The sequence below is a fragment of the Nevskiales bacterium genome (genome assembly GCA_035574475.1).
GTDB lineage: Bacteria > Pseudomonadota > Gammaproteobacteria > Nevskiales > DATLYR01 > DATLYR01.
Map to the genome: position 1 here is coordinate 1 of DATLYR010000080.1, position 9,572 is coordinate 9,572.

A 9,572-nucleotide genomic window follows, 5' to 3' on the forward strand; every position below is an offset into this window, starting at 1 on the left:
CGTTCACAAAGATCAACACGCGAAACCAGTTCAAGGGCACGGTGGTCGCCATCAACCGCGGCGATGTCGTGTCCGAGGTTGAGATCGAGACCGCCGCGGGCATCGTGTCAGCGGTAGTCATCAGCAGTTCGATCGACCGCCTGGGATTGCGTATCGGTGATCCGGCCATTGCGCTGTTCAAGGCAACCGAAGTGCTGGTCGGCACGATCGGTTAGGCCGCTGGAGGTACCAGACCGATGTGCCTGATCATCCACAAGCCCGCCGGCGAGCGCATCCCCGAGGATCTGTTGCGCGCTGGCGCCTCGCTCAACCATGACGGCTGGGGCCTGATGGGCTTCGACACGAACGGCAAACCCCTGGTGGAGCGCCGCTCCGAACTGAACATCGAGGAATTACTGGCCACTGAGCGAAGCCTGCGCGGTGCCGAGTACGCGCTGCACCTGCGGCGCCGCACCCGTGGCGACACCAGTGAGTTCAACGCACATCCGTTCCGCGTCACCGACGACATCTACCTGATGCACAACGGCACGCTGGGCCTGGAAACCGCCACCCCGGGGCGCTCCGACACCTGGCATCTGGTGCACCGTTACCTGCGCCCGCTGGAAAAGCGCTGGCCGGGGCTGTTGCGTGACTCGACACTGCATGCGCTGCTGCAGATCGCCCTGCCTCCGGAGAATCGCGTGGTGCTGATGCTGACGCGCGCCAAACGGCTCGTGATCCTCAACCGTCATCACGGCGTGGAATTCGAAGGACTATGGCTGAGCAATGCCCGCTGGATCGACCGGCGCCTGCTGCCGCTCGACGGCATCGCAGCGCCGCAGGAACGTTCGTTCGATGTCGAGGAACTGCGCTTCCTGTAAGCCGGGCGGCCCGGCTCGAGAACGCCCTTATGCTATTTAGTATATAAGCAATAAACCAAATAGTCCTTTATTAGTCTATAGCTTGTGCCTTACCCTGCGCATCTCCGCGCGCTCAGCCGCAGGGTCTTCTCTCCCATGTCATTGTCTTTCAAAAGATTTCTGTTTGTCCTCGGCCTGGTATGGCTGATATCCGGCTGCGGCAAATCCGCCGCGCCGGCGGATATCAAGCTGCTCAATGTTTCCTACGACCCGACGCGCGAGCTGTACACGGACTTCAATGCCGCCTTCGCAAAATACTGGAAGGAAAAGACCGGCGAGACCGTCACCGTCAGCCAGTCGCATGGTGGCTCCGGCAAGCAGGCGCGCTCGGTCATCGACGGCCTGCAGGCCGATGTCGTCACGCTGGCGCTCGGCTACGACGTGGCTGTCCTGCACCAGAATGGCGGACTGATTCCCGCCGACTGGCAGAAGCGTTTACCCAACAACAGTGCACCCTATACCTCGACCATCGTGTTCCTCGTGCGCAAGGGCAATCCCAAGGGGATCCGCGACTGGGCTGACCTGGTGAAGCCGGGCGTCGCGGTGATCACGCCGAACCCGAAAACCTCGGGTGGCGCGCGCTGGAACTACCTCGCCGCCTGGGCCTATGCCGAAAAACAGGGCGGGGCGTCGGCCGCGCGGGAATTCGTTGGCAGGCTCTACAGGAACGTACCGGTGCTGGACTCCGGTGCGCGCGGTTCCACCACCACCTTCGTGCAGCGGGGTATCGGCGACGTGCTGCTGTCCTGGGAGAACGAGGCTTTCCTCGTGCTCGAGGAGTTCGGTGCCGACAAGTTCGAGATCGTGGCACCCTCGATCAGCATCCTGGCCGAGCCCCCGGTGACGGTGGTGGACAAGGTGGTGGATGCGCGCGGCACGCGCAAGGTCGCGGAGGCCTATCTGCAATACCTCTACTCGAAGACCGGGCAGGACATCATCGCCAGGCACCATTACCGCCCGCGCGATCCGGAGATCGCGGCCAGATATGCTGGCCGCTTCCGGCAGATCGAGCTGGCCACGATCGACCAGTTCGGCGGCTGGGACAAGGCGCACCAGACGCATTTTGCCGACGGCGGCGTCTTCGACCAGATTTACGGCAGCCAATGACGGCCGGGATTCCTCGCTTGCGCTCGCGACAGCCATCGCGCAGGAGCGTGTTGCCCGGCTTCGGTATCACCCTGGGTTACACCCTGGTGTATCTCAGTCTGCTGGTGCTGATTCCGCTCGCGGGCGTGTTCTTCAAGGCCGCGGGTCTGGGCTGGGACGGGCTGGTGCAGATCCTGAGCAGCCCGCGCGTGCTGGCCGCGCTCAAGCTCAGCTTCGGCACGGCCTTGCTCGCCGCCTGCCTCAACCTGGTCTTCGGCCTGCTGGTGGCCTGGGTCTTCGTGCGCTACCAGTTCCCGGGCAAACGGCTGTTCGACGCGATGATCGACCTTCCCTTCGCGTTGCCGACCGCAGTGGCCGGCATCGCCCTGACCGCGATCTACGCCGGCAACGGTTGGGTTGGCCAATTCCTCGAGCCGCTGGGGGTCAAGGTCGCCTTTGCGCCGCCGGGCATCGTGGTGGCGCTGACCTTCATCGGCCTGCCCTTCGTCGTGCGCACCGTACAGCCGGTGCTGGAGGAGGCCGAGCAGGAGCTGGAGGAGGCCGCTGCCTCGCTCGGCGCCGACCGCTGGCAGACGGTCACGCGGGTGCTGCTGCCCACGGTGCTGCCGGCCCTGCTGACCGGCTTTGCGCTGGCCTTCGCACGCGGCGTCGGTGAGTACGGTTCGGTGATCTTCATCGCCGGCAACCTGCCGCTGGTGTCGGAGATCGCACCGCTGCTGATCATCATCAAGCTCGAGGAGTTCGACTATGCGGGCGCAACGGCCATCGCCGCGGCCATGCTGGTGATTTCCTTCGTGCTGCTGCTGTTCATCAATGCACTGCAGGCCTGGAGCCGGCGTTACGGAGCACGCCGATGACCACCCCCGTCGACCACACACTACAGGATCTGCCCAAGCTGCCGTTCGAACCGCTGATGCAGCGCAACGCGGTGGTCACCGAGCAGCCCTGGGTACGCTGGCTGCTGACCGGCGCGGCGCTCACGTTCCTGCTGTTGTTCCTGCTGATGCCGCTGCTGGCGGTGTTCGTCGAGGCGCTGCGCCAGGGCTTCGGCACCTATCTGCAGGCGCTGGTAGACCCCAATGCGCTGTCGGCCATCCGCCTCACGCTCATCGCGGCTGCCTTTGCCGTAGGCCTGAACCTGGTGTTCGGCGTCGCCGCCGCCTGGGCCATCGCCAAGTTCGATTTCCGGGGCAAGAATATCCTGGTCACGCTGATCGACCTGCCGTTCGCCGTCTCGCCGGTGATCGCCGGCATGACCTTCGTGCTGCTCTTCGGCGCGCAGGGCTGGGCGGGACCGTGGCTCGCTGCGCATGACCTGAAGATCATCTTCGCGGTGCCCGGCATCGTGCTGGCGACCGTGTTCGTGACTTTCCCGTTCATCGCGCGCGAGCTGATCCCGCTCATGCAGGAGCAGGGCACGGAGGAAGAACAGGCCGCACTGAGCCTCGGCGCCAGCGGCTGGCAAACCTTCTGGCGCGTGACACTGCCCAACATCAAGTGGGGCCTGCTGTACGGCGTGCTGCTGTGCAACGCACGGGCGATGGGCGAGTTCGGTGCGGTGTCGGTGGTCAGCGGCCACATCCGCGGTCAGACCAATACCCTGCCGCTGCATGTGGAAATCCTCTACAACGAATACAACTTCGCCGCCGCCTTCGCGGTGGCCTCGCTGCTGGCGGGCCTGGCCCTCGTGACGCTGGCGCTGAAGAGCTTTCTCGAATGGCGGTATGGCGCCGAACTGGCGGCATCACACAGACATTAGTCACAGGCCCTACGGGTAACTTTTCAAAACGAGCCAACGCAGCTGGGCGGGTACAAACATGGATATCCAGGTACGCGGCGTACACAAGTCCTTCGACGGCTTCCCGGCCCTGGTGAATGTCGATCTCGACATCGCCTCGGGCGAGTTGATCGCGCTGCTCGGCCCTTCGGGTTCGGGCAAGACCACGCTGCTGCGGGTGATCGCGGGCCTGGAGTTCGTCGATTACGGACGCATCCTGTTCGGCGGCGAGGATACGGCCTTCCTGCCGGTGCGCGAGCGACGCGTCGGCTTCGTGTTCCAGCACTACGCGCTGTTCAGACACATGACCGTGTTCGACAACATCGCCTTCGGCCTGAGCGTGCGCAAGGGCGATGCCCGGCCGCCCAAGGACGAAATCCGTCGCCGCGTACTGGAGTTGCTTGACCTCGTGCAGCTGTCGGGTCTGGAGGGCCGCTACCCGAGCCAGCTGTCCGGCGGCCAGCGCCAGCGCGTGGCGCTGGCGCGGGCGCTGGCCATCGAGCCGCGCGTGCTGCTGCTGGACGAGCCCTTCGGCGCGCTCGACGCGCGCGTGCGCAAGGATCTGCGCCGCTGGCTGCGCGAGCTGCACGACCGAACCGGTTACACGACCATCTTCGTCACCCACGACCAGGAGGAGGCACTGGAACTGGCCGACCGCGTGGTGGTGATGAACCGCGGCCGCATCGAGCAGGTCGGCACCACCGACGAGGTGTACGAAAAACCCGCCTCGCCCTTCGTGTTCGACTTCCTCGGCGACGTCAACGTGCTCGAGGCCGAGGTGCGCGGGCGCAGTCTGTACCTGCCCGGCGCGGACCTGCCGATCGTCACCGACAGCATCCATCCAGCCGGACCCGTGGACCTGTACGTGCGGCCGGGCGACCTGCGGCTGGCCGAGGCCGCCGCACCGGGCATCGACGTGGAAGTGCTGTCCACCCAACGCACCGGGCCGATCGTGCGCGTCCGGGTGGAAACCCTGGCCGGCCGCATTCCACTCACGGTGGAGCTGCCGCACCTGCACCACGACGTCCCGCGCTTCTGTCAGAAGGGCCAGGTACGCCTGCGCCTGATGCAATTCAGCTTGTATCCGCGCGAGGCCAGGCCGCAGGGGTCGCCGCTCGAGGCCCCCGCGCTGTCTTCGGCGGAGCAGCGCGCACGCGGCCGGCTCGGATAGCCGGGCGAAAAGCTCCCGGACGGACCGTGCGGCTGTCCCCCGGGGTCATTGCGCTTTGCCCGGGCATCGCGTCGAATGGGGGCATTGCCGCCGGGAGCGCCCATGAGCAAGCCCATCACGCTTTATACCGCCGCCACGCCCAACGGCCACAAGGTCTCGATCCTGCTCGAAGAGCTGGGCGTGCCCTACGAGGTGGTGCACATCAACCTGCTCAAGGGCGACCAGCGCAAGCCCGAGTATCTCAAGCTCAACCCCAACGGCCGCATCCCGACGATCGTCGATCACGAGAACAGCGATTTCGCCGTGTTCGAGTCCGGCGCCATCCTGATCTATCTCGCGGAGAAGTACGGCAAACTGCTGCCGAAGGACGTGAAGGGCCGCTCCACGGTGATCCAGTGGGTCATGTTCCAGATGGGCGGGATCGGGCCGATGCAGGGCCAGGCCAACGTGTTCTTCCGCTACCTGCCGGAGAAAATTCAGATCGCCATCGACCGCTACCAGCACGAGACCAAGCGGCTGTACCGGGTCATCGAGAAACGCCTGGAGGGCCGCGACTACATCTGCGATGAATACTCCATCGCCGACATCGCCTGCTGGCCCTGGATGAAGATCCACAAGTGGGCCGGGGTGCAGATCGACGACCTGCCGAACGTGCAGGCCTGGCTCAAGCGGGTCGGTGAACGGCCGGCGGTGCAGCGCGGCGTGGCGGTACCGGCAGAGAACGCCAAGGCCGAGGACATCGTCAAGGCGGCGCAGGCCATCGTGCAGCGCTAGTTCATTGATCTACAAGCAACTTGTTGCGCTGCGGCACGGCCTGTAACCTGCCCCGGCAGATGATCTGCTAGAGTGATTCCGTGCCCCTGACGGGACCGTCACGGGGCCGTCACGCGACCCGACCATAGTCCTAGCCATGACTCCGAGCCAGGCACAGGCCTCCGCTCCGGCGCCCGCTCCCGTCAGCCCGGCGCCGGCCGCTGCCACGCCCGACCTGGCCGCGCCGGAGCTGTACCTCAACCGCGAACTGTCGCTGCTGGAATTCCAGCGGCGCGTGCTGGCGCAGGCGCAGGACGAGTCGCTGCCGCTGCTCGAGCGGCTCAAGTTCCTGTGCATCACCTCGACCAACCTGGACGAGTTCTTCGAGATCCGCGTCGCCGGCCTCATGCAGCGCGTGGAGCTGGGCTCGGCGCAGACCGACGCCGACCGCCTGTCGCCGCAGGAGCTGCTGCGCCAGATCGGCGCGCGCGCGCACGAGCTGGTCGAGGCGCAGTACGCGGTGCTGAACGACAGCCTGATCCCGGCCCTGCAAACCGCCGGCATCCGCTTCCTGCGCCGCAAGCAGTGGACGCCCGAGCAGGCTGCCTGGCTGCGCAAGTACTTCGAGAGCGAGCTGCTGCCGGTGCTGTCGCCGATCGGGCTGGACCCGGCGCATCCGTTCCCGCGCATCCTCAACAAGAGCCTGAACTTCATCGTCTCGCTGCACGGCCGTGATGCCTTCGGCCGCAACAGCGGCTACGCCATCGTCGGCGCGCCGCGCTCGCTGCCGCGCCTGGTGCAGCTGCCGCCGGCCGAGACCGGCAGCGGGCCGCACGACTTCGTGTTCCTGTCCTCGATCATCCACCAGCACGTCAAGGACCTGTTCCCCGGCATGCGCGTGACCGGCTGCTATCAGTTCCGCGTCACGCGCAACTCGGACCTGTTCGTGGACGAGGAGGAGACCGAGGACCTGCTGCGCGCGGTGGAGGGCGAGCTGTCCTCGCGGCGCTACGGCGACAGCGTGCGGCTCGAAGTCGCGCACGAGTGCCCGGAGCAGCTGTGCAACTACCTGCTGGAGCGTTTCCAGCTGCAGGGCGAGGACCTGTACAAGGTCAAGGGGCCGGTGAACCTCAACCGCCTGATGGCGATCTACGACATGGTGGATCGCCCGGACCTCAAGTACCCCGCGCACAGCCCGCGCCTGTCGCCCGCGCTGGCGCCCGGCGGGGACATCTTCGGCGAGATACGCAAGCAGGACATCCTGCTGCACCATCCCTTCGACGCCTTCCTGCCGGTGGTGGAATTCCTCAAGCAGGCGGCGGCCGACCCGCAGGTGCTGGCGATCAAGCAGACGCTGTACCGCACCGGCGCACAGTCGGCGGTGGTGGATGCGCTGGTCGCCGCGGCGCGCGCCGGCAAGGAAGTCACCGTGGTGGTCGAGCTGCGCGCGCGCTTCGACGAGGCCGAGAACATCGGCCTGGCCACGCGCCTGCAGGAAGTCGGCGCACACGTGGTGTACGGCGTGGTCGGCTACAAGACCCACGCCAAGATGACGCTGGTGGTACGGCGCGAGGACAACGGCCTGCGCAACTACGTGCACCTGGGCACCGGCAACTACCACCCGCGCACCGCGCGGCAGTACACCGACTATGGCCTGTTCACCGCCCAGCCGGCCATCGGCCAGGACGTGCACAAGCTGTTTCTGCAGCTCACCAGCCTGGGCAAGGCCTCCAGGCTGGAGAAGCTGCTGGATGCACCGTTCACGCTGCACAAGGGCCTGCTGGAAAAAATCCAGCGCGAGACCGAGCACGCGCGCGAAGGCCGTCCGGCGCGCATCATCGCCAAGATGAACGCGCTGGTGGAGCCCGAGATGATCCGCGCCCTGTACGCAGCCTCGATCGCGGGCGTGAGTATCGACCTGATCGTGCGCGGCATGTGCTGCCTGAAGCCCGGCCTGCCCGGCGTGTCCGAGAACATCCGCGTGCGCTCCATCGTCGGGCGCTTCCTCGAGCACACGCGCGTGTTCTACTTCCAGAACGGCGGCAACCCGGAATACTGGTGCGCCAGCGCCGACTGGATGGAGCGCAATTTCTTCCGCCGCGTGGAAACCTGCTTCCCGATCGAGAGCAAGCCGCTGCAGAAGCGCATCTGGCAGGACCTGCAGCTGTACCTCGAAGACAATGCGCAGGCCTGGGAGCTGACGGCCGACGGGGCCTACCGCCGCATCATGCCTGCAGCCGGCGAGGAGCCGCGTTCCGCGCAGCAGCGGCTGATGGCGGAGCAGACGCCGAGCTGATCGGCACGGCCGGCAGGTGAGCCGCCCGTGGGCACGTGTCCGCAGGGCATGGGGTAACCGCCCGATGCCGTAGCCGGCGATGCTGCCGACGCAGCCGAATATCACGAAGCGATCGATGGCCGGCGTCGTGCTGAAGCGCATGCCGGCTCTCCAAGTTTATCCTTTTTAATCAACGAGTTATACGCGCACAGTCAAGCATGGATCGGCCCAAAATGTTATAATGGGCATCCAGTAAAACGAGGTGCGGCCATGTACAGCGTCTACTGCGTCAGGCGCAAGGACGGGATCAAGAACCGTCGCTACATCGGACACTACGAAGACTTGGATAAGGCCAAGCAAAGCGCGCGGGAATACGCCTCATTCAACGATTACGCCTACGTCAAGGCAGCCGGCTCCGGGACCGTTTACTTCTATGATCGCAAGGTCGTGGACGGGTCTATTCGCTATGGCGCTCGTCCAGCAGACCCGAACTCATTAGACCCAGAGCGCCTAGTGAGATTGCTGGAAGAATGCGCGGGTCTACCCGCCCCCCGTGGAAATGACCAGGAGCGGAGTCCCGATTGAATTCTGCTCTCCCCGGCTCCGATCCGGGACCGGGGTCCGGAGCCTTGAACGACGATCTGATCGACAGCCTTGACCCAGCTTCAATGAGGCCGAGGCGAATTCGCCTCGGAAATTGGGCGATACGTTCGAGTGTTGTGAAGAAGGGGGAATACGCTTCAATGAGGCCGAGGCGAATTCGCCTCGGAAATGCGCCGCATGGTCGGTCAGGTATTTCTCGACCAGCCACCTTCAATGAGGCCGAGGCGAATTCGCCTCGGAAATAAGGGCATTCCACGCCCTGACCCGGAAGACGAAGAACCTTCAATGAGGCCGAGGCGAATTCGCCTCGGAAATCACGGCCACACTGTCAGCCCTCGACCATCAGCAGAAACCTTCAATGAGGCCGAGGCGAATTCGCCTCGGAAATAGGCCATCGAGTCGGCGCGCCGTGCCGAGTCCTACACCTTCAATGAGGCCGAGGCGAATTCGCCTCGGAAATCCAGCGCACGCTGCGCCGCATCACCTCCGCCAGCTCCCTTCAATGAGGCCGAGGCGAATTCGCCTCGGAAATCCGCTATGCATACATCGCGCCGCTGCGTGTGCAGGCCCTTCAATGAGGCCGAGGCGAATTCGCCTCGGAAATCCGTCGAACTGGAGGTATAACGCTATGTCAGTTGACCTTCAATGAGGCCGAGGCGAATTCGCCTCGGAAATAAGACGCCCTTAAACATAGGGCTTGCGTGCTAAAGGACCTTCAATGAGGCCGAGGCGAATTCGCCTCGGAAATGCGAGGCCGTCCGGCGGCATTACCGGGCCATCGGGCTCCTTCAATGAGGCCGAGGCGAATTCGCCTCGGAAATGACCAGGTGGAGTTCGTCTGGCATCAGCTGGAGCCTGTCCTTCAATGAGGCCGAGGCGAATTCGCCTCGGAAATGTGGCGGGCCAGTTCGTTATCGGCGGCTGCCTTCGCCTCCTTCAATGAGGCCGAGGCGAATTCGCCTCGGAAATGACGCGGAGTTGTGGACT

General features: G+C 65.0%; 9 protein-coding genes and 1 CRISPR repeat array. All 9 genes read left to right on the forward strand.

From position 1 onward, the window contains the following. A partial coding sequence (locus tag VNJ47_04330; protein ID HXG28058.1) for a TOBE domain-containing protein occupies window positions 1-215 on the forward strand: 215 nt, incomplete at its 5' end. 21 nt (window positions 216-236) lie between these two features. Further along, window positions 237-860: a hypothetical protein gene (locus VNJ47_04335; protein HXG28059.1), complete on the forward strand. Its 624-nt coding sequence runs from the start codon at window positions 237-239 to the stop codon at window positions 858-860. 135 nt (window positions 861-995) lie between these two features. Then, window positions 996-2,006 carry a sulfate ABC transporter substrate-binding protein gene (locus VNJ47_04340; protein HXG28060.1) on the forward strand — a complete coding sequence of 337 codons (1,011 nt, stop codon included), beginning with the start codon at window positions 996-998 and terminating at the stop codon, window positions 2,004-2,006. Next, window positions 2,003-2,863 (forward strand): sulfate ABC transporter permease subunit CysT, encoded by an 861-nt coding sequence (gene cysT, locus VNJ47_04345; protein ID HXG28061.1) that lies wholly within the window; start codon window positions 2,003-2,005, stop codon window positions 2,861-2,863. The genes VNJ47_04340 and cysT overlap by 4 nt, the downstream gene beginning before the upstream one ends. Next, the gene (gene cysW / locus VNJ47_04350) at window positions 2,860-3,765 is read left to right on the forward strand and encodes a sulfate ABC transporter permease subunit CysW (GenBank protein ID HXG28062.1); all 906 of its coding nucleotides are present in this window, start codon (window positions 2,860-2,862) and stop codon (window positions 3,763-3,765) included. Before cysT ends, cysW begins: the two co-directional genes overlap by 4 nt. A gap of 58 nt (window positions 3,766-3,823) precedes the next feature. Further along, a complete protein-coding gene (locus VNJ47_04355) occupies window positions 3,824-4,954 on the forward strand; it encodes a sulfate/molybdate ABC transporter ATP-binding protein (GenBank protein ID HXG28063.1) in 1,131 nt (376 codons plus the stop codon). Window positions 4,955-5,056: 102 nt separating this feature from the next. Then, window positions 5,057-5,728: a glutathione S-transferase N-terminal domain-containing protein gene (locus VNJ47_04360; protein ID HXG28064.1), complete on the forward strand. Its 672-nt coding sequence runs from the start codon at window positions 5,057-5,059 to the stop codon at window positions 5,726-5,728. Window positions 5,729-5,864: 136 nt separating this feature from the next. Beyond that, entirely contained in the window at window positions 5,865-8,003 is a 2,139-nt protein-coding gene (gene ppk1 / locus VNJ47_04365; GenBank protein ID HXG28065.1) for a polyphosphate kinase 1, read from the forward strand. Window positions 8,004-8,252: 249 nt separating this feature from the next. Further along, complete coding sequence (locus VNJ47_04370; GenBank protein HXG28066.1) at window positions 8,253-8,567, forward strand: hypothetical protein; 315 nt, start codon at window positions 8,253-8,255, stop codon at window positions 8,565-8,567. Window positions 8,568-8,644: 77 nt separating this feature from the next. Beyond that, window positions 8,645-9,554: direct repeats of the CRISPR family, unit length 36 nt; unit sequence CCTTCAATGAGGCCGAGGCGAATTCGCCTCGGAAAT. The last annotated feature ends 18 nt before the right edge of the window (window positions 9,555-9,572 follow it).

Bases quoted from the DNA above. Each gene is read 5' to 3' on its own strand.
- VNJ47_04360 (HXG28064.1), top strand. From the start codon at position 5,057: ATGAGCAAGCCCATCACGCTTTATACCGCCGCCACGCCCAACGGCCAC.
- cysW (HXG28062.1), top strand. From the start codon at position 2,860: ATGACCACCCCCGTCGACCACACACTACAGGATCTGCCCAAGCTGCCG.
- VNJ47_04370 (HXG28066.1), top strand. From the start codon at position 8,253: ATGTACAGCGTCTACTGCGTCAGGCGCAAGGACGGGATCAAGAACCGT.
- ppk1 (HXG28065.1), top strand. From the start codon at position 5,865: ATGACTCCGAGCCAGGCACAGGCCTCCGCTCCGGCGCCCGCTCCCGTC.
- VNJ47_04355 (HXG28063.1), top strand. From the start codon at position 3,824: ATGGATATCCAGGTACGCGGCGTACACAAGTCCTTCGACGGCTTCCCG.
- VNJ47_04340 (HXG28060.1), top strand. From the start codon at position 996: ATGTCATTGTCTTTCAAAAGATTTCTGTTTGTCCTCGGCCTGGTATGG.
- VNJ47_04335 (HXG28059.1), top strand. From the start codon at position 237: ATGTGCCTGATCATCCACAAGCCCGCCGGCGAGCGCATCCCCGAGGAT.
- cysT (HXG28061.1), top strand. From the start codon at position 2,003: ATGACGGCCGGGATTCCTCGCTTGCGCTCGCGACAGCCATCGCGCAGG.